Annotated in this window: 20 protein-coding genes; 7 read left to right on the top strand and 13 right to left on the bottom strand. The window is 56.6% G+C overall.

The genetic code is table 11. The features are described 5' to 3' along the window. Positions 1-11: 11 nt before the first annotated feature. Positions 12-452 (bottom strand): universal stress protein, encoded by a 441-nt coding sequence (locus tag AC13DE_RS15535; protein ID WP_446297358.1) that lies wholly within the window; start codon positions 450-452, stop codon positions 12-14. Between the two features lie 409 nt (positions 453-861). On the opposite strand from AC13DE_RS15535, the gene ettA reads away from it, so the two are divergent. Next, the gene (gene ettA / locus AC13DE_RS15530; RefSeq protein WP_483048347.1) at positions 862-2,517 is read left to right on the top strand and encodes an energy-dependent translational throttle protein EttA; all 1,656 of its coding nucleotides are present in this window, start codon (positions 862-864) and stop codon (positions 2,515-2,517) included. A 59-nt stretch (positions 2,518-2,576) separates the two neighbouring features. Here ettA and AC13DE_RS15525 read toward each other — a convergent pair whose 3' ends face one another. Continuing rightward, positions 2,577-3,671: a response regulator gene (locus tag AC13DE_RS15525; RefSeq protein ID WP_483048346.1), complete on the bottom strand. Its 1,095-nt coding sequence runs from the start codon at positions 3,669-3,671 to the stop codon at positions 2,577-2,579. Positions 3,672-3,919: 248 nt separating this feature from the next. On the opposite strand from AC13DE_RS15525, the gene AC13DE_RS15520 reads away from it, so the two are divergent. Then, positions 3,920-4,126: a cold-shock protein gene (locus tag AC13DE_RS15520; RefSeq protein ID WP_005851393.1), complete on the top strand. Its 207-nt coding sequence runs from the start codon at positions 3,920-3,922 to the stop codon at positions 4,124-4,126. Positions 4,127-4,337: 211 nt separating this feature from the next. Here the strand turns inward: AC13DE_RS15520 and AC13DE_RS15515 are convergent, their stop codons facing one another. The 8 genes from AC13DE_RS15515 to AC13DE_RS15480 all read right to left on the bottom strand — a co-directional run bounded on the left by AC13DE_RS15515 (position 4,338) and on the right by AC13DE_RS15480 (position 11,724). Continuing rightward, complete coding sequence (locus AC13DE_RS15515) at positions 4,338-5,327, bottom strand: ABC transporter substrate-binding protein (protein ID WP_483048345.1); 990 nt, start codon at positions 5,325-5,327, stop codon at positions 4,338-4,340. A gap of 35 nt (positions 5,328-5,362) precedes the next feature. After that, a complete protein-coding gene (locus AC13DE_RS15510; protein ID WP_483048344.1) occupies positions 5,363-6,202 on the bottom strand; it encodes an ABC transporter permease in 840 nt (279 codons plus the stop codon). Further along, the gene (locus AC13DE_RS15505) at positions 6,199-7,065 is read right to left on the bottom strand and encodes an ABC transporter permease (protein ID WP_446295355.1); all 867 of its coding nucleotides are present in this window, start codon (positions 7,063-7,065) and stop codon (positions 6,199-6,201) included. Before AC13DE_RS15505 ends, AC13DE_RS15510 begins: the two co-directional genes overlap by 4 nt. A 69-nt stretch (positions 7,066-7,134) precedes the next feature. Further along, complete coding sequence (locus AC13DE_RS15500) at positions 7,135-7,917, bottom strand: ABC transporter ATP-binding protein (protein ID WP_483048441.1); 783 nt, start codon at positions 7,915-7,917, stop codon at positions 7,135-7,137. Beyond that, on the bottom strand, positions 7,910-8,527 hold the full coding sequence (locus AC13DE_RS15495) for a hypothetical protein (protein ID WP_483048343.1): 618 nt from the start codon (positions 8,525-8,527) through the stop codon (positions 7,910-7,912). The genes AC13DE_RS15500 and AC13DE_RS15495 overlap by 8 nt, the downstream gene beginning before the upstream one ends. Before the next feature lie 7 nt (positions 8,528-8,534). Next, positions 8,535-9,995 carry a dihydropyrimidinase gene (gene hydA / locus AC13DE_RS15490; RefSeq protein ID WP_483048342.1) on the bottom strand — a complete coding sequence of 487 codons (1,461 nt, stop codon included), beginning with the start codon at positions 9,993-9,995 and terminating at the stop codon, positions 8,535-8,537. A 90-nt stretch (positions 9,996-10,085) separates the two neighbouring features. After that, entirely contained in the window at positions 10,086-10,436 is a 351-nt protein-coding gene (locus tag AC13DE_RS15485) for a hypothetical protein (RefSeq protein ID WP_446296801.1), read from the bottom strand. Between the two features lie 37 nt (positions 10,437-10,473). Next, on the bottom strand, positions 10,474-11,724 hold the full coding sequence (locus tag AC13DE_RS15480; RefSeq protein ID WP_483048341.1) for a Zn-dependent hydrolase: 1,251 nt from the start codon (positions 11,722-11,724) through the stop codon (positions 10,474-10,476). Between the two features lie 167 nt (positions 11,725-11,891). On the opposite strand from AC13DE_RS15480, the gene AC13DE_RS15475 reads away from it, so the two are divergent. Next, positions 11,892-12,530: a TetR family transcriptional regulator C-terminal domain-containing protein gene (locus tag AC13DE_RS15475; protein ID WP_446296803.1), complete on the top strand. Its 639-nt coding sequence runs from the start codon at positions 11,892-11,894 to the stop codon at positions 12,528-12,530. 79 nt (positions 12,531-12,609) lie between these two features. Here AC13DE_RS15475 and preA read toward each other — a convergent pair whose 3' ends face one another. Together preA and AC13DE_RS15465 are read right to left on the bottom strand one after the other, a co-directional pair. Beyond that, entirely contained in the window at positions 12,610-13,911 is a 1,302-nt protein-coding gene (gene preA / locus AC13DE_RS15470) for an NAD-dependent dihydropyrimidine dehydrogenase subunit PreA (protein WP_446296804.1), read from the bottom strand. Positions 13,912-13,932: 21 nt separating this feature from the next. Further along, a complete protein-coding gene (locus tag AC13DE_RS15465; protein WP_483048340.1) occupies positions 13,933-15,255 on the bottom strand; it encodes an NAD(P)-dependent oxidoreductase in 1,323 nt (440 codons plus the stop codon). Positions 15,256-15,538: 283 nt separating this feature from the next. Between AC13DE_RS15465 and AC13DE_RS15460 the strand changes: the two genes are divergently transcribed. Further along, a complete protein-coding gene (locus AC13DE_RS15460) occupies positions 15,539-15,745 on the top strand; it encodes a cold-shock protein (RefSeq protein ID WP_446314375.1) in 207 nt (68 codons plus the stop codon). Between the two features lie 60 nt (positions 15,746-15,805). On the opposite strand, the gene AC13DE_RS15455 is transcribed toward AC13DE_RS15460, so the two are convergent. Then, on the bottom strand, positions 15,806-16,456 hold the full coding sequence (locus tag AC13DE_RS15455) for an arylesterase (protein WP_446314374.1): 651 nt from the start codon (positions 16,454-16,456) through the stop codon (positions 15,806-15,808). Between the two features lie 48 nt (positions 16,457-16,504). Between AC13DE_RS15455 and AC13DE_RS15450 the strand changes: the two genes are divergently transcribed. From AC13DE_RS15450 to AC13DE_RS15440, 3 genes are read left to right on the top strand one after another with little or no spacing between them, the layout of a single operon-like run. Further along, entirely contained in the window at positions 16,505-17,173 is a 669-nt protein-coding gene (locus AC13DE_RS15450; RefSeq protein WP_446296808.1) for an ABC transporter ATP-binding protein, read from the top strand. Beyond that, on the top strand, positions 17,170-19,698 hold the full coding sequence (locus tag AC13DE_RS15445) for an ABC transporter permease (protein ID WP_483048339.1): 2,529 nt from the start codon (positions 17,170-17,172) through the stop codon (positions 19,696-19,698). Before AC13DE_RS15450 ends, AC13DE_RS15445 begins: the two co-directional genes overlap by 4 nt. A gap of 33 nt (positions 19,699-19,731) precedes the next feature. Then, positions 19,732-20,598 (top strand): inositol monophosphatase family protein, encoded by an 867-nt coding sequence (locus tag AC13DE_RS15440; protein ID WP_483048338.1) that lies wholly within the window; start codon positions 19,732-19,734, stop codon positions 20,596-20,598. The last annotated feature ends 29 nt before the right edge of the window (positions 20,599-20,627 follow it).

Genomic DNA, 20,627 nt, shown 5'->3' with positions numbered 1-20,627 from the left:
TGTCAGCCCTTTCATGGAATAATCGTGACTGGCACGCTTGATGCGACAACCAAGCGACCTGTGACACCGCCGAACATGCGCTCTTTGAGACCGCGCAAGCCGACCCGACCCACCACAATCTGCTGGGCACCGTGTTTCTTTGCGAGGTCATCCAGTATGTCAGCGACATCACCGTGCCTCACAATGCCCTGAACGGTAACGCCATCATCGGTTACCTGTTTGACAGCGGGCTCGACGATACGCTCTCGGGCCAGTGCCAATTCTTCTTCGCGCCGCTTGTGACGCTGCGCGTTTTCCTCCGAAGTCTGAAAGCTGAACGGCGACCATTCGATCACGTAAACAAGCTTTAGCTCGCACGAGCCGATCAGTTTGGCCTGGGTGGTCGCAAAAGCCAGAGCACGCGCGCCAGCCTCTCCTCCATCCAGCCCAACCACGATGGTTGATGTTGTCATGATTTATGTCCCTCTGTTTTGAGCACTGCCTTTGTCGTTTCGTGCCGAACCCGAGGTTTGCACGCGCCCCGGTTGTAAAACTTTACCTTGGCATGTCCAAAAACACGAAATGATTTTTCTTGCGGCATTTGTTTTCGCTGTGTTTGTTGTGCCCGACTTATGACCCGCCGCAGCGCGGAAGCTATTGGAACCAACAGCGCAGCAAGGCAACCATAAATTTCATGAATTGAAACCGCTGCGGATCAGGTGCGCGGCCCCCATGAATCGGCCCGATCCGGCACCCTTGGAAATGAAAGGCGATCAGGCCTTCAAATTTACCGAGCGGCTCTTACATATTGAGTGTTTGATCTTGCCCGCTGCTGGCGATATTGCACATCCCAAACCGTATTCAGCTTATCCGAGGATTCTCATGGCCGCCTATCAGTATGTCTATCACATGTCCGGTGTCTCAAAGACCTATCCGGGCGGCAAAAAATGTTTCGACAACATCAACCTGAACTTCCTGCCCGGTGTGAAAATCGGTGTGGTCGGTGTCAACGGCGCGGGTAAATCCACGCTGATGAAGATCATGGCTGGTAAGGACAAGGATTACTCGGGCGAAGCATGGGTCGCTGAAGGCGCCAAGGTCGGCTACCTGGAACAGGAACCCTATCTGGACCCCGCCCTGACCGTGCGCGAAAATGTCATGCTGGGCGTGAAAGCCAAGAAGGACATTCTGGACCGCTACAACGAACTGGCGATGGACTATTCCGACGAGACAGCCGACGAAATGGCCGCCTTGCAGGATCAGATCGACGCGGAAAACCTCTGGGATCTCGACAGCCAGATCGACGTCTCGATGGAAGCCCTGCGCTGCCCGCCCGACGATGCCGATGTGACCAAACTGTCCGGTGGTGAAGCCCGCCGCGTGGCGCTGTGCAAGCTGCTGCTTGAAGCGCCCGAAATGCTGCTGCTTGACGAACCGACCAACCACCTGGACGCGGAAACCATCGCATGGCTGCAACAGCACCTGATCGACTACAAGGGCACGATCCTGATCGTCACCCACGACCGGTACTTCCTTGATAACATCACCAGTTGGATCCTCGAGCTCGACCGCGGCAATGGTATCCCCTACGAGGGGAACTATTCCAACTGGATCGACCAGAAAGCCAAACGGCTTGAGCAGGAAGCCCGTGAAGACAAATCCAAGCAAAAGACACTGTCGCGCGAATTGGAATGGATGCGTCAGGGGGCCAAGGCGCGTCAGGCGAAATCCAAGGCGCGGATCAAGTCCTATAACGAAATGGCCGACAGTTCCGAGCGCGAGCGCTTGACCCGCGCCCAGATCGTCATCCCCAACGGTCCCCGTCTGGGTAACAAGGTGCTTGAGGTCGAAGGCCTGTCCAAAGCCATGGGCGACAAGCTGTTGATCGAAAATCTTGAATTCTCATTGCCACCCGGCGGTATCGTCGGCGTCATCGGCCCCAACGGCGCCGGCAAATCGACCCTGTTCAAAATGATCACCGGCAACGAACAACCCGATACCGGCACCATCGAACTGGGAAATACCGTTGATCTTTCCTATGTCGACCAGTCGCGCGATGACCTGAACCCTGATGACAACGTCTGGCAGGCCATCTCTGGCGGTGCCGAGATCATCAAGCTTGGCGACGCCGAAGTAAACTCGCGTGCCTATTGCGGCGCCTTCAACTTCAAGGGCGGCGACCAGCAGAAGAAAGTCGGCCTGCTGTCGGGTGGTGAACGCAACCGTGTGCACATGGCGCGTCTGCTGAAAGAGGGCGGCAACGTACTGCTGCTCGATGAACCGACCAACGATCTGGACGTCGAAACGCTGCGGGCGCTCGAAGACGCACTTGTCGATTTCGCGGGCTGCGCCGTGGTTATCTCGCACGACCGCTTCTTCCTTGACCGGATTTGCACGCACATCCTGGCGTTCGAAGGCAACGCTCATGTCGAATGGTTCGAAGGTGGCTTCACCGATTACGAAGAAGACAAAAAGCGCCGTCTTGGTGATGATGCGATGGAGCCCAAGCGACTAAAGCACAAGAAGTTCTCTCGTTAATCTTTCTCGACCGTAGCTGCAAAAAGCGGGGGCATCTTTCGATGCTCCCGCTTTATTTGTTAAAAGCCAGCCAGCAACTCTTCATGATCTTCAGAAGCATCGTCTTGGCTGCCATCTTCTACTCTATTCGCCACTAAATAATCGCGAATGGCGTTGCAGGCTGACAACCCCGACCACAGCCGTTGACTCGAAATAGACTGCACCGCGATATCGGCGGCAAGGTCGGTTTGAGTGTTCTGAACTGTCGTGTTCTCGTCCAGTGCCGCTTCAATTTTGCGCTGCGTTGCCTCGGGGTTGAACCGGGCACGCCCCATTACAACGCCCACAAGCATGCCGCTACCTGCGTGCCCTAGGAAAAAGCGATCCTGCGCAAGGGCGTCGACCGTTGCCTCTGCAACGCATACCATTTGCGTGCAAAATTCATGTGGCGTAACCGCACCGAAAATGTTCCGGATCTGCGGCAACTTAACCACGAACAGGTTCATCGCGTAACATCCTTCGGGCAGACGCAGCAGGCGGTTCTCAAAGCCATGCAGATCATCCACGCCGACCACGTTCAGGTCGAAGCTTTCGTCACGCCGGATCTTCATCAATTCGGTAAGCTCTGCGAGCGAATGGCATGCTTCGCGCTCGCGACGCATGCTGTCATTAAGCATCCCGGCCGTATTTATCCGCGCAGCAAGCTCCACGCCATTCAGGGGTTTGAAAATGAAATCAGTTGCACCGGCGCGGAAAGCATTTTCCATCAGATCATGCTTCTGACTGCCAGTGATCATAATGATAGGTGTGCTTTTATACGCCTGAAGTCCGCGAATAACAGAGCACAGCTCAATGCCATCGACCCCAGGAAGTATTATGTCGAGCAAGAAACACTCGAATGAGTTCTGATTGTCTTGCAACAAACTCAGCGCATCTTCGGCAGTTTCCGCACACACGAGGTCAAACCCCAGCTTTTTGGTCAGACTGTCACGCAGCATGTCCAGTACTGTCGGATCGTCATCTACAGCTAATATCTTCATCACATTCACCCACTCATTATAAATATAGTCACTCGTACTCGGCGCTCTTAAAGTCATATTCGCATCAAAATCTGGCCATAATTTGTCGAAAACAGCCTGTGCCTGCCAAGGGTGGCGGGTGATTTTACGTGACACCGCATGGATTTATGGTTAATGGAACCCGAAGTTAGGCGAAAATGTGCAAACACCGGCGAAGTCTCGCCAAGTACCTGCGTCAAGTTGACTTCCCCTTGCGCGAATCTCTGCAACCTGCCATATCAAAGTGGCTAACGTTATTCTTTTTCGACCAACTGTCTCCCTCATACGGCGTTCAGACTTCGATCCAGACCGACAACGCCGAGCCATCGCACGATGCGGATGGCATACTAGAGGAGACTACGGATATGGCCACTGGCACCGTAAAATGGTTCAACACAACAAAAGGCTTCGGCTTTATCGCACCCGATGGCGGCAGCAAAGATGTTTTCGTACATATTTCCGCTGTTGAACGCGCTGGCCTTACCGGTCTTGCTGACAACCAGAAAGTGACATTCGACATTGAAGCTGGCCGTGATGGTCGCGAATCTGCATCGAACATCGCTCTGGCCTAAGCCTTTTTAGGCTTTGACCTGTTAATCGATTTAACCGGCTACCCATCGGGGCAGCCGGTTTTTTTCATACATGGTCGCCTCGTGTTCTCAGGCCGGCACTTTCCGACAGTGATTGGCGGCATGTGTTATTCATTTCAGCAGATGCGACGAAGAATACAGAAAGGGCCAGCGTGTTTGCCGGCCCTCTGCACTACTTGTCTATATAACCGTATTAGTTCAATGCCTTGTCGGTAATCGCGTGGGTCCACGCGCCGGTTGGCTCCTTAGTGATAACCGGATCCGACCCGCCGGACAAAAGCGATTGAACTGTGCGTTCGTAATCTGCTTCGTCCAGTGCGCCATTGCTTCCAAACGTCAGCTTTGCCACTTCGCCCATCATACGCTTTTGATGATCTTCGGTCTGCGCCCCTGATGCGTCGTTATCCAACACGATTTCCGCCGCTTCATCAGGATTTTCCTCGGCGTATTTCCAGCCCTTCATCGACGCCCGTACGAACCGTACCATCTTGTCCTCGAAGGCCGGGTCCGCAAGATTTTCTTCCAGCACGTACAACCCGTCTTCAAGCGTCGCGACCCCCTGATCTTCGTATTTGAACACGATCAAATCATCTGGCGTCAGGCCCGCGTCGATCACCTGCCAATACTCATTATACGTCATCGTGGATACGCAAGCCGCCTGCTTTTGCAACAGCGGATCCACGTTGAAGCCTTGCTTAAGCACGGTTACCCCGTCCTCACCACCTTCGGTAGGAAGGTCAAGCTTGCTCATCCAGCTCAGAAACGGAAATTCGTTACCAAAGAACCAAACCCCTAATGTTTTACCCTTGAAGTCGTCAGTCGATGTGATGCCAGCGTCCTTGCGGCACGTCAGCATCATACCCGACGATTTGAAAGGCTGCGCAATATTAACCATCGCCAACCCTTTTTCTCGGGCGGCCAGGGCGGCGGGCATCCATTCTACCGCGACATCCGCACCACCGCCGGCAAGCACCTGCGTTGGTGCTATGTCAGGGCCGCCCGGTTTGATGGTCACATCCAGGCCTTCTTCGTCGTAAAAGCCCTTGTCCAAGGCGACGTAATACCCGGCGAACTGTGCCTGGGTAACCCATTTCAGCTGCAGGGTTACGTCCTCAGCCGCCTGCGCCATCGTGCCGATAAGGCCAACAGCGACCCCGGCGACATAGGTTGAAAGTCTTTTCATTTTGTAACTCCCTCTTGGTTGGTATTGTTTTCTTTTTAATTCCTCTGGCTCGGGTGCCAGAAGGTCACAGTACGTTCGAAAAGCGTCATCAGGCCATAGAATGCCGATCCCGCGATTGCCGCCACAACAATTTCGGCCCAGACCATATCAAGTGCAAGCTGCCCCACCGACGTCGAAATGCGAAACCCCATGCCCCGTACGGGCGAGCCGAAAAATTCAGCAACTATTGCCCCGATCAATGCAAGCGTCGTGCCGATCTTAAGGCCATTGAACACGAAAGGCATCGCGGCAGGCAAGCGCAGCTTGAGCAAACTTGCCCAGTAACTTGCGCCATAGGTCCGCATAAGATCGCGCTGCATAGCGTCGGTGGCCTGCAAGCCCTGTACGGTGTTTACCAGCATCGGAAAGAATACCATCACGACAACCACCGCAGCTTTAGACTGCCAGTCAAAGCCAAACCACATCACCAGTAGGGGTGCCATTCCGATCACCGGCAAAGCGGCGACGAAGTTACCGACCGGCAACAGGCCTCGCTGCAGAAACGGAAAACGGTCGATCGCAATGGCAATTGCAAATGCCGCTCCGCAACCGATGATATAACCTGACAGCGCACCTTTTATCACAGTCTGGACGAAATCACCCCACAGCACATCCGGCGACATCACCAATCTTGTGGCAATGACGGATGGCGCGGGCAACAGGACCTGCGAAATCTGCATACCGCGAACGACACCTTCCCAAACCGCGACAAGGGTCACCCCGAACACCAAAGGTGCCGCCAATGATACCCACCGGCTAGGCCGCCTGCGCGCCAGCCACACGTTAAGCGACCAGCCCAGAAACCAAGCTATGCCCGCGAAAGCAATCCAGGTCATGACGCCATCCCCATCCGCCTGAGGGTGACGCGCTGCACCAGCCCGATGATACCCACCAACGCGGCCGCCAATGCCGCAGCCATGATCAGGGCGCTCCAGATTTGGATGGTTTGCCCGTAATAGCTTCCCGCCAGCAAACGTGCGCCCAGCCCCGCGACCGCCCCGGTCGGCAGTTCGCCGACAATTGCACCCACCAGGGATGCCGCCATTGCGATCTTCAGCGATGTAAAGAAATAAGGCATCGACGCAGGCAACCGCAACTTCCAGAAGGTCTGGCTCGCGCTGGCATACCAGGTCTTCATCTGGTCAAGCTGTATCTGATCGGGACTGCGCAACCCCTTGACCATTCCCACCACCACCGGAAAAAACGACAGATACATGCTGATCATTGCCTTGGGCAAAAGCCCTGAAACTCCCACAGCGTTCAGAACCACAATGATCATCGGAGCTATAGCCAAAATCGGAATGGTCTGGCTCGCGATGACCCAAGGCATTACCGACATATCCATGGTTCGGTTGAATACGATGCCGACCGCCAGCAACGTGCCCAAAAGCGTTCCCATCCCGAACCCAAGCAACGTAGCGCTCAGCGTCACCCAGCTATGGTACACCAGCGACCGCTTTGAACTGACCTTTTTCAGAACGGTGGTCTCCCAAATCTCGACCGCAACCTGATGTGGCGCGGGAAGCTTCGGCTTCTTCTGCGCCCATGTGTCCGCAACCAGCGACGTTGCGGTCACGGTTGCACCGGACCGCGTGGCCTTGTCGTATGTCCACGCGGCATTTAGCCAGATCGCAGCGCCATACCACAACACCAACAGCAGCCCCAAAATCGTCACCACCGGCCAAAAGCTCTGCCTCATGTCACCCGACCCCGCTTCCAAATGGGCCCAAAATCCTCCCCGAAGGGCCGCTCGACGGTGTTGCGACGGTCATTCATCGCTGTGCCCTGCCCGCAGCCCTTCGCGCACCCGGTGCGCAATCTCAAGAAACTCCGGAGTCTCGCGGATCTCCAATGGGCGCTCTTTCGGCAAGGGGCTGGTGATCACATCGGAAATCCGCCCGGGCCGCGGGCTCATCACCACGATCTTGGTGCTCAGGTACACCGCCTCGGGGATAGAGTGGGTAACAAAGGCAATTGTCTTTCCGGTACGCGCCCACAACCGCAACAATTGCTCATTCAGGTAATCACGCACAATTTCATCCAGCGCGCCGAAAGGCTCGTCCATCAACAAGATATCCGCATCAAAGGCTAACGCCCGCGCGATCGATGCGCGCTGCTGCATCCCCCCGGACAGTTGCCAGGGAAACTTACGCTCGAACCCGGCAAGTTCGACAAGTTCCAACACCCGTCCGACCCGCGACACCTGTTCAGCCTTCGAATACCCCATGATTTCAAGTGGCAGCCGGATGTTGCCGCCGATTGTGCGCCATGGATACAGCCCCGCGGCCTGAAATACGTAACCATATGCCCGCGCCATCCGTGCCTGCGCCGGGGTCACCCCATTAACCTGGATGGCCCCGTCGGTCGGTTGTTCCAAATCGGCCATGCACCGCAAAAATGTGGTCTTGCCGCACCCCGAAGGACCGATAAAACTGACGAAATCGCCTTTCTCTATATCAAGCGACACGTCTTTCAGCGCATGCACAGGGCCGTCGTTGGTTTCAAATGTCAGGGATAGGTTCTGGGCCGAGATGACTGTCAATTTACAAATTTCCTCCGCCTTCAAACGTGCTTGTTCCGATTATATTGTTGATGGTGTCCCAAAATATTGTGCCATCGATGTGTGTGCCTGCAGCCTCGGCGCAGTTGGCCTGTATAGCGCTAACACAAGCACACAAATAAACGTGCAGCATGCGAAGAAACCGAGACATTATCTTGATTTCGTGCAAATGGATCGCATAAGTCAGATCATCGAACTTATTCTTTTTGTTCTCTCGTGTTTTTATATATCGTCTAAACTTATGCTTCCCGCTTTCATCGACACCTTCGTGCTGACCATGAAGAATAGCATTCCTTAATTCGTACAATTCATCAACTGCCGGAATCAACTCGACATTTTCTGGGAAAAACGTTCTGAGTGGGATTGGTGAGGGCAAAAGATGTAAGGATATCTGCTCCACTAGTCGCATTTTATTTGGAAAGGTGTGTGGGTATTCGCTAAGCGTTCTAGATTGCTGCGCTTTTTGTTCAGTGATCTGTAAAGATTTTATCCGTTCTTGGTATGCAATTACCGCTAGAAAGAGAACTTCGTCGACGACTACATCGACCGTTCCCATTGCGATGCAAAACTCTCCAACGACTGGGCTGAGTTTTTCAATCATCTTCTACTCAGATCCCTGCGGGAATGTTCATCGGATCGCGTTTGATCAACTTCGGAGCAGTCAGCTCTTTCCACTTGCTCAACGCAACATTTGCCGCAGGAAAGGCCGGTCGCGGTATAAATCTTCCACGCCCGGGATTGGGCTGCGAATTTTGCCCCCAGGCCCAGATCACCTCGCCTCGACTCAAGGTATAGCGGCTTTGCGCTTTCACCTCGAAACCCTCGAAAACGTTGTAGTCCAAAACCGAATGATGGTTGGCCGTCGAAATGGTTTTGCTGATCTTGGGGTCCCATACCACGATATCGGCATCAGCCCCTTCGACGATCGCCCCTTTGCGCGGATAGATATTCAAGATCTTGGCTACATTCGTGGATGTCGCGGCAACAAATTCGTTCGGCGTCAGACGGCCTGTCTCCACCCCTTCGGTCCACAACACAGCCAGCCGTTCCTCCAATCCGTTGGATCCATTCGGAATGATGCGAAAATCATCGCGTCCCGCACGTTTCTGGGCCGTCGAAAACGCCGCATGATCCGTGGCAACGACCTGAAGCGACCCGGACTGCAAGCCGGCCCACAAGCTATCTTGATGGTCCTTGGACCGGAAGGGCGGCGACATCACCCGCCGCGCCGCATGATCCCAGTCTTTGTTGAAATACTCAGACTCGTCCAGTGTCAGGAACTGGATCAACGGCTCTCCATAAACCCGCATGCCCTTTTGCCGTGCCCGTCGGATCGCTTCATGTGATTGTTCGCAAGAAACGTGAACGATATACAAAGGCACCCCTGCCGCATCGGCGATGGTGATCGCACGGTTGGCAGCCTCACCCTCCAGTTCCGGCGGTCGCGAATAGGCATGCCCTTCGGGCCCGGTAACCCCCTGATTGAAGTATTTCTCCTGAAGTGCCGCAACCAGATCGCCATTCTCTGCATGCACCATCGGCAAGGCCCCCAATTCGGCACACCGCTGGAAGGACGCGAACATTTCGTCGTCTTCCACCATCAAGGCACCTTTGTAAGCCATGAAGTGCTTGAAAGAATTCACTCCCATCTCAACGGCATCTTTCATCTCGTTGAAAACGTTCTCGTTCCAGCCAGTGATCGCCATGTGATAGCCGACATCCGAACAGATCTGCGGCGCGGATTTGCGGTGCCATTCGTTGATCGCGTTCTTGATCGACCCGTCCGCCCCCGGCAAACAGAAATCAACAATCATCGTCGTCCCGCCGACTGCCGCAGCCCAGGTTCCGCTTTCGAATGTCTCGGCCGCGGTTGTCCCCATAAAGGGCATTTCCAGATGAGTGTGCGGATCAATCCCGCCGGGAATCACATAGGCCCCTTCCGCGTCAATATACTGCTCCCCCACCAGATCCTCGCCAATCTGCTTGATCACCTCACCTTCGATCAAGACATCGGCTTTCCAGCTACGGTCCGCAGTCACCACGGTGCCGCCTTTGATTACCTTGCTCATCTCATCTCTCCCGTCACGTTTTTACTTATTTCCAAATGGTCCAAATCCCGGGGGTGTGGGGGCTGGCCCCCGCGCTCACGTCCCAGGCATCTACACAGACCCGAAACAGCCCAATGCCGGCCCATGCACGCCGATGTCCAACGGCCCGAAATCGCTCTCTACGCACAACGAAAAATATCCGGCCCGGGGCATGTAAACCACACAGTACGTCCCATCACCGCGCGACACCGCCCAACAAGTCTGAACGATGCCGCCGCTGAAATTGACAGCAATCTCTTTCGGCGGCCGCAGGCTGCGCTGAAACGCTTCCGCCGTACGTCGCAGCACAAGGTCGTCGCTTCGCTGCGCCTCTTGCAGTTCTGAAAGGATCAAACCGCTGATCCTTTCCGCGATGGTCAATTCCGGCTCTAACATGAGACACATTTCAACACCGTTTGGCATGCTCCCGCCTGTCTTTATTGTACGACAACGCCTTGGTTTACCCAACAATCTCTGCGGTCTCCAAGACAGCATGCAGCAACACATCGGCACCCGCCTTGGCCCATTCTTTGGTGATCTCTTCGGCTTCGTTATGCGAAAGCCCGTCGATGCATGGGCACATCACCATCGCTGTCGGGGCAACACGGTTGATCCAGCACGCGTCGTGCCCCGCGCCTGAAATCAAATCCATGTGGCTGTATCCCAGACGTTCCGCAGCTGACCGTATCGCAGTGACACAGCCTTCGTCAAAGGCCACCGGATCAAAACCTCCGACTTTTTCAAAAGCCACCTCCAGGCCCATGTCATCAGCAATTTTCTGACCCGCGACCCGGAATCGCGCCTCCATATCCTCGATGACGCTCAAGTCAGGCGAACGAAAATCCACGGTAAAGACCACCCGCCCCGGAATTACATTACGCGAATTCGGAAAGACCTCGATGTGACCGGCGGCACCGACCGCGTGGGGCGCATGCGACCATGCGATCTCGTCCACCTTTTCAAGCATCCGTGCCATGCCAAGTCCGGCATTTTTTCGCATCGGCATCGGTGTCGACCCTGTATGCGCGTCCTTGCCCGTGACCGTTACCTGCGTCCACGACAACCCCTGACCATGGGTGACGACGCCGATATCCTTGCCTTCGGCTTCCAGGATCGGACCCTGTTCGATATGCAGCTCGAAGAACGCATGCATCTTGCGCGCCCCGACTTCCTCTTCGCCCCGCCACCCTATACGTTCCAGTTCGTCGCCAAAGCTCAGGCCCTTGGCATCGGTCTTTTCATAGGCCCAGTCCTGCGTGTGGATACCGGCAAAAACACCCGATGACAGCATTGCCGGCGCATAGCGCGTGCCTTCTTCGTTGGTCCAGTTTGTCACCACAATCGGGTGCTTTGTCTGGATGCCCAGATCATTCATGGTGCGCAGAAGTTCCAAACCGCCCAACACACCCAGAACCCCGTCGTACTTCCCGCCGGTCGGCTGGGTATCCAGATGAGACCCCACATAGACCGGCAAGGCATCGGGGTCGGTACCTTCGCGGTGGGCAAACATATTTCCCATCTGATCCAACCCCATCACACACCCGGCATCTTCGCACCAGCGTTGAAACAGCGTGCGCGCCTCGGCGTCTTCGTCAGTCAGGGTCTGTCGGTTATTGCCGCCAGCCACACCGGGACCGATCTTTGCCATTTCCATCAGACTATCCCACAGGCGATCCGGGTTAATCTTCAGGTTTTCACCGGGCGCGGCCATAGCGGTCTCCTTTGTTGTACATTTTCTGCGTCATCGCGAAAATTTTACCATTTGGTAAATACACGATTGCGGCTAGGTTGGAGTCTGTCAAGAAATGCTTTCGTCAGAATCCCGGTGCGTGGCTCAGGGTGCTGCTTTTTAAAGCACAAACACAAAAGGGGCCGCAGATGTCTGAAGTCAGTGCAAAAAAACCAAGCCGCATTCAAAGACGGAACCGTCGGGTCATTCTGGACGCGGCATTGAATATCTTTGCCCAACATGGGTTTCGCGGTGCCACTCTGGACCAGATTGCCGCCGAGGCGGGGTTGAGCAAGCCAAACATCCTTTACTACTTTCAGGGCAAGGAAGACATCCATGTGTCCCTGTTGAGCCAGCTCATGGAAACGTGGTTGGATCCATTGGTCGAACTGGACCCGCAGGGCGATCCCGAAACAGAGATCCTGGATTATGTGCAGCGAAAACTGGATATGGCTCGGGATTTGCCCCGCGAAAGCCGTCTGTTCGCGGGCGAGATTCTGCAAGGGGCCCCCCACATGGGACCCCACCTTGAAAGCGATCTGAAACCGCTATTCGATGAGAAATGCGCGGTGATTTCTGGCTGGATCGACCAAGGAAAAATTGCGGCTCTCGATCCGCAACATCTAATATTCTCGATCTGGGCAACGACGCAGCACTACGCTGACTTCGAAGCGCAGGTGTCCGTGCTGCTAGAGGAAGAGGCCGCAAACAGGCAACGAGCATCCAACCATCTTCGGTCGTTGTTCAGCGCGCTACTGCGCCCCCATACTCCCCCACAATCAAGCTGAGCTGCACCGCCCGGGCGGCGAGCCGAACATCTTTCGATGCTGGCCCGACGGACGATCGGTCAATGTCTTACCCGCCCTGCTACTCTGCCGCTGCGGCAGCAGGATTGTTCGGATGGGTTGTCCAGTTGGCGTATTCTTTATGCACAACCTTGCCGGTGCGCGGATCTGTGGTGCCCGGGGTCATCGCTTCCATCGTGATGCAATCTTCGACCGGGCAAACGTTGACGCACAGGTTACAGGCCACGCATTCTTCGTCAATCACGCTAAAGGTGCGATCGTCAGTCATGGCTATCGCCTGATGCGATGTGTCTTCGCAGGCCGCAAAGCAGCGACCACACGATATACACAAGTCTTGATTGATCTTTGCCTTGGCGACGTAATTCAGGTTCAGCTGGTTCCAGTCGGTCACGTTCGGCACCGCACGGCGTACCAATTGATCCACCGACGTCATGCCTTTTTCATCCATATATTCCGACAGACCGCTGATCATTTCCTGTACGACCTTGAAGCCATAGGTCATGGCGGCGGTGCACACCTGCACATTCCCGGCCCCAAGCGCGAGAAATTCGGCAGCGTCACGCCACGTTGTCACGCCGCCAATGCCGCTGATCGGCATGTGCGACAGCGCAGGGTCACGGGCGATTTCCGCCACCATGTTCAATGCGATCGGTTTCACCGCCGGGCCACAGTATCCGCCATGCGCACCTTTTCCGTCAATTGTTGGTTCGGGTGCGAACAGGTCAAGGTCGACGGATGTGATTGAATTGATTGTGTTTATGAGACTTACCGCGTCCGCCCCGCCGCGCATCGCTGCTTCGGCCGGCTTGCGTATATCGGTTATGTTCGGTGTCAGCTTGACGATGACCGGCATACGGGTTGCGGCCTTGACCCAGCGGGTGACCATTTCAATGTACTCTGGTACCTGGCCTACCGCTGCACCCATGCCACGCTCGGACATCCCGTGCGGGCAACCAAAGTTCAGCTCCACCCCGTCCGCGCCGGTTTCCTCGACCTGAGGCAGAATGAACTTCCACGGTTCCTCCTCGCATGGCACCATCAGCGATACGATCATCGCATGGTTCGGGTAATCACGCTTCACCGCCTTGATCTCTCGCAGGTTCACGTCGAGCGGCCGGTCGGTGATCAGCTCGATATTATTGAGCCCCAAAAGGCGGCGGTCCGCACCGTAGATTGCACCGTATCGCGGACCGTTGACGTTGACCACGTGCGGATCAATGCCAAGCGTTTTCCAGACAACGCCGCCCCAGCCAGCCTCATAGGCCCGGCGCACGTTGTATTCCTTGTCTGTGGGCGGTGCCGAAGCCAGCCAGAACGGATTGGGGCTTTTGATGCCCACGAAGTCGCTTCTCAAATCAGCCATTTGCGTTTCTCCTGTCGGGGCTTACCCCATCAAAACCATGTGAATGTCCAAAGCTGCATCGCGCCCCTCGGCGACGGCGGTCACGGTCAGGTCATCCCCACCGCTGGCGCAATCACCACCGGCCCAGACACTCTGGACGCTGGTGCGACCGGTGCCATCGACCCGTATCTTTCGACCTTCTAGCTCAGGCAGTGCATCGCCTTGCAAGGTCTGGCCAATCGCCTTGAAAACCTGATCCGCCGCCAAGCGAAGCATTTGTCCCGAGCCGACCAGATTATCATCGACATATTCAAATTCTATCTCGCGCACCGCCCCATTGCCAATCACCGCGACGGGTTCGGCGTGGGTCACAATCCGCACACCCTTGGACGCGGCAAGGTCCTGTTCGAATACGCTCGCGTTCATGCGGTCACGTCCACGCCGATAAACCAGTGTGACGTTCAGTGCGCCCAGCAACTTTGCCTGAACTGCCGCATCAATCGCGGTCATACCGCCGCCGATAACAACGACATCGCGGCCAATCGGAACCGCACCCATATCGTCAGCTTGCCGCAGGTCCGAGATGAAATCGACGGCATCTTTCACTCCGCCCTTGTCTTCGCCTTCGGCACCCAAGGCATTCACACCGCCCAGACCAATGGCAAGAAACACCGCATCATAATCCCTGCGTAGGGCATCCAAAGTGATGTCAGCCCCCAGCGAAGACCCCGTTTTCATTGTGATGCCGCCGATTTGCAGCAGCCAATCAACCTCTGCCTGGGCAAAACCATTCGGTGTCTTGTAGGTGGCAATACCGTATTCGTTCAGCCCGCCGGGTTTGGGCCGTGCATCATGCACCACGACCTCATGCCCTAGCATCGCCAAACGGTGCGCGCAGGACAATCCGGCAGGACCTGCTCCAACCACCGCCACACGCTTCCCCGTCGGGTCAGCGCGGACAAACGGGTGTTTGCCCTGTTGTTGAAGATGGTCCGTGGCATAGCGCTGAAGCTCGCCGATCTTGACGGGCTTGCCCTCGGCGATCTCGCGGACGCAGGCCTGTTCGCACAGTTGTTCGGTCGGACACACCCGGGCACACATGCCCCCAAGGATGTTCTGACTTAGAATGGTCTTTGCCGCAGCATCCGGCGTACCGGTCGCGATCTGACGAATAAACAGCGGTATATCAATGTCAGTCGGGCAGGCCGTGATACAAGGCGCGTCATGGCAGAAATAGCAACGATCCGCCGCAACCAGCGCTTCGTGCGCATCCAACGGAGGGTGAAGGTCGGAAAACTGGGCAGCGTAGGCATCGGCGTCCAGCCTGCCCGCCGTGATACCTGGCTCAAAGACTTTTTGCGACATTGATCTGACCCCTGCTGCAACCAACTGTTATCCAACGCTCCCACGGATTTATTTTTTTATCAACTGGTAAAATTATTTCAGTGCTGCGAAATCCATGCGCAATTGCCCGCCGGTTGTACAATTTACATCAAAAACTCTTGATTTCGTACGATTTGGTGACAATGTTTATTGTGCGACGCGTAAGACTTTCGGCCTCTCCGCCCTTCGGCAATGGTGCGATCAAGTTCTGACCGAGCCACGCTGCCGCATAATGTGGGCAGGCCAACTACAGGAGACACGGGGCATGGCGACTGGCACCGTAAAATGGTTTAACACCACCAAAGGATACGGCTTTATTGCGCCTGATGGCGGCGGTAAGGACATTTTTGTTCACATTTCAGCGGTAGAGCGTGCAGGCCTGACGGGGCTGGCAGACAACCAGAAAGTGACCTTCGATATTGAAGCAGGTCGTGACGGCCGGGAAAGCGCAAGCAATATCGCGCTGGCTTGATCAAGCTCAATATGACGAATTAGAAACGGGCACCGCGGTGCCCGTTTTTTGTGCAAGTGGTTAGCCGGACACCTTGATGCGGGCAATCAGCTCTAACACCTTTGGCCCGATCTCGGCGACGACCTTGGCCACGCCCTTTTTGTTGGGGTGGATGCCATCAGCCTGGAAAAAGGCCTGCGCCTTTGCGGGGTCTTGCACGCCATTCTCATCTGCCAGCCCGTCAAAGAAGCTGTTAAGAAATGTCGCGTCGTATTGTGCCGCCAACTCGGGATAGATCGCGTCGAACGACGCCTTGTATTCGGGACCGTAGTTGCCCGGTGCCGTCATCCCTACCAGCAGCACTTCGACATCGGCCTGTTTTGCCGCGTCAAGTATACCAGCGATATTCGTTCTGGTGACTGCGGGGTCGATGCCGCGCAACAGATCATTTCCGCCCAAGGTGACGATCACACCGTCGACTTCGGGGGTGAGGGTCCATGCCACCCTTGACAGACCACCCGCAGTGGTATCGCCTGAAACCCCCGCGTTGATCAACCGCACGTCAGCGCCGTTCTGATCAAGCCAGCTTTGTAGCTGAGGAACCAATCCGTCCTCCTCTGGAAGCCCATATCCCTGCGTCAGACTGTCGCCCAATGCGGCAATAACCAAAGGTTCTGCCATGACCGGCCCCGATAAAAACAGAACAACTGCCGTCACCACCTTGTGCATCATCGTGAAACCTCCATATCCAACAGGGACCATATACCAAAAGGCAACCATATGACCGACCAGGTTTTCCAGATCAAAGATGCATCGTTGAAACTTGATAGCAATACTGGAAAGGTCGATATCTTACATGGGATCACTCTGGAAATTGCGCAAGGCGAGACTGTCGCCTTCACCGGACCATCGGGATCGGGCAAGTCCTCCCTTTTGATGGTTATGGGCGGGCTGGAGCAGGCCACCGGTGGTTCGGTACGCGCCCTGGGCCAGGACCTGACCACCATGAGCGAGGATAGCCTTGCCAAGTTTCGCCGGGGGCGGATGGGCATTGTGTTTCAGTCTTTCCATTTGATCCCGACCATGACCGCGCTTGAAAACGTCGCGACACCGTTGGAGCTTGACGGTGCCGAAGACGCGTTCGAGCGTGCGGAAGCCGAACTGCACGCGGTCGGTCTGGGCCACCGTCTGCATCATTACCCGGCGCAAATGTCGGGCGGCGAACAGCAAAGGGTTGCCTTGGCGCGTGCCTCGGCACCGCGACCGGCCATATTGCTGGCCGATGAACCGACCGGGAACCTGGATAGCGTCAACGGTGCCGCGATCATGGATATGCTGTTTGATCTGCGTCAAAAGCACGGGGCCACGCTGGTGCTGGTCACCCATGCCGACGATCTGGCGGCGCGCTGCGATCGCGTTATCACCCTGACTGACGGGCGCATTGTATGAGCCTGCGTCTGGCGAGCCGCTTCGCCCGTCGGGAAATGCGTGGAGGCCTGCGCGGCTTCCGGCTGTTTCTGGCGTGTCTTGCGCTAGGAGTGGCCGCAATTGCAGCCGTCGGGTCTGTGCGATCTGCGATCGATGGCGGCCTTCAACGCGAAGGTGCCGCGCTTCTGGGGGGTTCGGCCGAGCTTGAATTTACCTATCGGTTTGCAAATGCTGACGAACGTGACTGGATGAACGGCCAAGCCGTACGCCTTTCCGAAGTGGTCGAATTCCGATCAATGGCGGTCGTGGGGGAAGGCATGCAGGCTGATCGCGCCTTGACCCAGATCAAAGGCGTGGACGATCTCTATCCGCTGGTGGGCGCTATGGTATTGTCCCCGCAGATTCCGCTGAGCCAAGCGCTGGCCACCCAGGATGGCGTCGCGGGTGCCGTCATGGAACGCGCCCTGTCTGATCGGCTGGGCCTGTCTCCGGGGGACACGTTTAAGCTTGGGACCAAGACCTTTCGCCTTACCGCCCAAATAATGCGCGAGCCCGACAGCGCCGGCAGCGGGTTTGCCCTGGGGCCGCGCACCTTGTTGCGGACAGACGCGCTTGACGGGGCCGGTCTTTTGTCGGCCGGCACGTTGTTTCACTCAAAATACCGTTTGCTTCTGCCCCCCGGTACCGACCTGGATCAGATCAAGTCTGCCGCTGTCGCACGGTTTCAAAATAGCGGCATGCGCTGGACAGATTCCCGCAACGGGGCCCCCGGTGTGTCGCGTTTCGTCGATCGGCTAAGCGCGTTTCTGGTATTGATCGGGCTGTCTGGTCTGGCCATCGGAGGTGTGGGGGTCTCGGCTGCGGTACGATCGTATCTGAACGGCAAGACCGAGGTGATCGCGGTGCTGCGGGCACTGGGGGCCGACCGGGCCACGGTGTTTCAGACCTATTTCATCCAGATCGGGATTTTGTCGCTGCTTGGCGTGGCCCTTGGCGTGATACTGGGTGCCATAGCGCCGCTTGCAGTGGCACCATTGATATCGGCGCGGCTCCCTATCCCGGCGGCGTTTGCCATCTATCCCGCTCCGCTGGCCGAAGCAGCGATCTACGGGCTGCTTACAGCCTTTTCGTTCACGCTTTGGCCGCTGGCACGCAGCGAAAACATCCGGGCCGCGACCCTATTTCGGGATGCGTGGGATGGTGCGGCAAGGTTTCCCGCGCCTCGCTATGTCTTGGTGACCGGTCTAAGCGTCGCGGTGCTGGTCGCGCTGGCCGGATGGTTTAACGGAAGTTGGCGTTTGACAGCCTGGACCCTGGGCGGGATTGCCGGTGCGCTGTTGATACTCACGTTGGCTGCGGCCTTGCTGCGGTTTCTTGCGCAACGCGCTACAACATTCGCGCGCGGTCGTCCGCGACTGCGGTGGGCGATTACCGCAATCGGCGGAAACAGTGAGGCATCTGGGGCCGTCGTGCTCAGCCTGGGTCTGGGCCTGTCGGTGCTTGCCGCCGTCGGGCAGATCGACGGCAACCTGCGTCGCGCGATTTCAGGCAACCTTCCGGCAGTGGCACCGTCGTACTTCTTTGTCGACATCCAGAAAGACCAGATCGACGGTTATACCAAGCGCCTGACTGATGACCCTGCTGTCAGCCGTGTCGACAGCGCCCCGATGCTGCGCGGGGTCGTGACCAAGATCAATGACAAGCCTGCCAAGGACGTCGCAGGCGACCACTGGGTCGTGCGCGGCGACAGAGGAGTTACCTATGCCGCCACCCCTGACAGCGACACGGTCATTACCGCAGGCAAATGGTGGCCAGCTGATTATGACGGCCCCCCGTTGATCAGCTTTGCCGCCGAGGAAGCCGAAGAGATCGGGTTGAAGCTGGGCGACACTCTGACCATCAATGTATTGGGCCGAGACATCACGGGGACCATCGCCAGCTTCCAAGAGGTGGACTTTTCCACGGCGGGTATCGGGTTTATCCTGACGATGAATCCCGCGGCCCTGCAAGGGGCACCGCATACCTATATATCAACAGTCTATGCCAAACCCGAGGCGGAAGCAGCAATATTGCGCGATATCGCGTCGGCTTACCCGAATATAACCGCGATCCGTGTACGTGACGCGATAGATCGTGTGGCTGCCGTGTTGAGCGGTCTGGCCGCGGCCACTTCATACGGTGCGGCGGCGACGTTGTTGACCGGCTTCTTGGTGTTGATCGGTGCGGCTGCCGCTGGCGCGGATGCCCGGCGATACGAGGCGGCCCTGCTGAAAACCCTTGGGGCTTCGCGCCGGTCAATTGCCACCAGTTTTCTATTGCGGGCGGGCTTGCTGGGGCTGTTTGCCGGGGCGGTCGCGTTGCTGGCGGGTATTCTTGGCGGTTGGGCGGTCAGCCGCTTTGTCATGGAAACCCGTTTCGAGGTGGTCTGGCCGTCTGCACTGCTTATTGTTCTGGGCGGCGCAACCGCGTCTGTCCTGGCCTCGCTTGGGTTTGCCTTAAATGCGCTGAACGTACGCCCTGCCGGGGTGTTGCGGGCCCGGGAATAAGCCGAATTTGAACCACAACCGAGGGAAATGAGAATGACGGAAAATCTACCGGCACCTTTGCCGCCCGTATTGAACAAGGCGCAGCAAGCTCAGGTTGTCAACATCCTACGCCGTGCCGCCAAAGCCGAAGTGCTGCCAAGGTTTAGAAACCTTTCCGATTTAGAGGTTCACACCAAGACCGGCCCGTTTGACCTCGTCACCGCAGCCGATCTTGCCGCCGAAGCCATGATAACCCGTGCGCTGACCCGTGCCTTTCCGTCGGCCTTGATCGTGGGCGAAGAGGCAGTGGGGCAGAACCCGCCCCTGCTGGACAAAATCGTCAGCGCACCGCTTGCATTTATTCTTGATCCGATTGACGGCACATCGAACTTTGCCCATGGCTTGTCCACATTCGGCATGATCCTTGCCGTGACCCGCTTTGGAAAACCTGCTTTTGGCGTGATCTATGACCCTGTAAACGACGATTGGGTGATCGGCGATGATTTTGCACCACCACGCTTTGAGCGTTCTTCCGGCATCTCCCGTCCCCTTGGCGTCAGCATCGGCAAGCCGCTCGCGGATCTGACGGGCTATGTACCGCTCGGCAACTTCCCCACCGCCTTGCGGCCCAGGATCGCCGCCACCTTGCCAGGCTTTGGCAAGGTCAATTCCCTGCGCTGCTCTGCCCATGAGTACCGCACCTTGGCACAAGGTCATGCCGATTTTATGCTTAGCGGAACGTTGCAGCCATGGGATCATGCAGCGGGGGCGTTGATTTGTGCCCAAGCGGGCGCACATGTCGAAATGCTGTCGGGCGGGCCATATGATGCGACCTTGCGCCGCGGGCACTTGCTGGTGGCCCCCGATAAAACCACATGGAACAACTTGCGCAAGGTGTTTGCTTTCCTCGCCGACGACTGACGAACCAACCGCGGCTGCAAAACGCAAAT

The sequence above is a fragment of the Sulfitobacter sp. L-8 genome (assembly GCF_056859255.1).
The sequence above is the reverse complement of the archived record's forward strand: the minus strand, read 5'-3'. Positions and strand labels throughout refer to the sequence as shown.

Excerpts from the sequence above, each read along its gene's own strand:
- AC13DE_RS15520 (WP_005851393.1), top strand. The coding sequence starts at position 3,920 with ATGGCCACTGGCACCGTAAAATGGTTCAACACAACAAAAGGCTTCGGC.
- AC13DE_RS15505 (WP_446295355.1), bottom strand. The coding sequence starts at position 7,065 with ATGAGGCAGAGCTTTTGGCCGGTGGTGACGATTTTGGGGCTGCTGTTG.
- AC13DE_RS15440 (WP_483048338.1), top strand. The coding sequence starts at position 19,732 with ATGACGGAAAATCTACCGGCACCTTTGCCGCCCGTATTGAACAAGGCG.
- AC13DE_RS15480 (WP_483048341.1), bottom strand. The coding sequence starts at position 11,724 with ATGGCCGCGCCCGGTGAAAACCTGAAGATTAACCCGGATCGCCTGTGG.
- AC13DE_RS15455 (WP_446314374.1), bottom strand. The coding sequence starts at position 16,456 with ATGATGCACAAGGTGGTGACGGCAGTTGTTCTGTTTTTATCGGGGCCG.
- AC13DE_RS15450 (WP_446296808.1), top strand. The coding sequence starts at position 16,505 with ATGACCGACCAGGTTTTCCAGATCAAAGATGCATCGTTGAAACTTGAT.
- AC13DE_RS15485 (WP_446296801.1), bottom strand. The coding sequence starts at position 10,436 with ATGCCAAACGGTGTTGAAATGTGTCTCATGTTAGAGCCGGAATTGACC.
- ettA (WP_483048347.1), top strand. The coding sequence starts at position 862 with ATGGCCGCCTATCAGTATGTCTATCACATGTCCGGTGTCTCAAAGACC.
- preA (WP_446296804.1), bottom strand. The coding sequence starts at position 13,911 with ATGGCTGATTTGAGAAGCGACTTCGTGGGCATCAAAAGCCCCAATCCG.
- hydA (WP_483048342.1), bottom strand. The coding sequence starts at position 9,995 with ATGAGCAAGGTAATCAAAGGCGGCACCGTGGTGACTGCGGACCGTAGC.
- AC13DE_RS15495 (WP_483048343.1), bottom strand. The coding sequence starts at position 8,527 with ATGATTGAAAAACTCAGCCCAGTCGTTGGAGAGTTTTGCATCGCAATG.
- AC13DE_RS15460 (WP_446314375.1), top strand. The coding sequence starts at position 15,539 with ATGGCGACTGGCACCGTAAAATGGTTTAACACCACCAAAGGATACGGC.
- AC13DE_RS15465 (WP_483048340.1), bottom strand. The coding sequence starts at position 15,255 with ATGTCGCAAAAAGTCTTTGAGCCAGGTATCACGGCGGGCAGGCTGGAC.
- AC13DE_RS15510 (WP_483048344.1), bottom strand. The coding sequence starts at position 6,202 with ATGACCTGGATTGCTTTCGCGGGCATAGCTTGGTTTCTGGGCTGGTCG.
- AC13DE_RS15475 (WP_446296803.1), top strand. The coding sequence starts at position 11,892 with ATGTCTGAAGTCAGTGCAAAAAAACCAAGCCGCATTCAAAGACGGAAC.
- AC13DE_RS15445 (WP_483048339.1), top strand. The coding sequence starts at position 17,170 with ATGAGCCTGCGTCTGGCGAGCCGCTTCGCCCGTCGGGAAATGCGTGGA.
- AC13DE_RS15515 (WP_483048345.1), bottom strand. The coding sequence starts at position 5,327 with ATGAAAAGACTTTCAACCTATGTCGCCGGGGTCGCTGTTGGCCTTATC.
- AC13DE_RS15535 (WP_446297358.1), bottom strand. The coding sequence starts at position 452 with ATGACAACATCAACCATCGTGGTTGGGCTGGATGGAGGAGAGGCTGGC.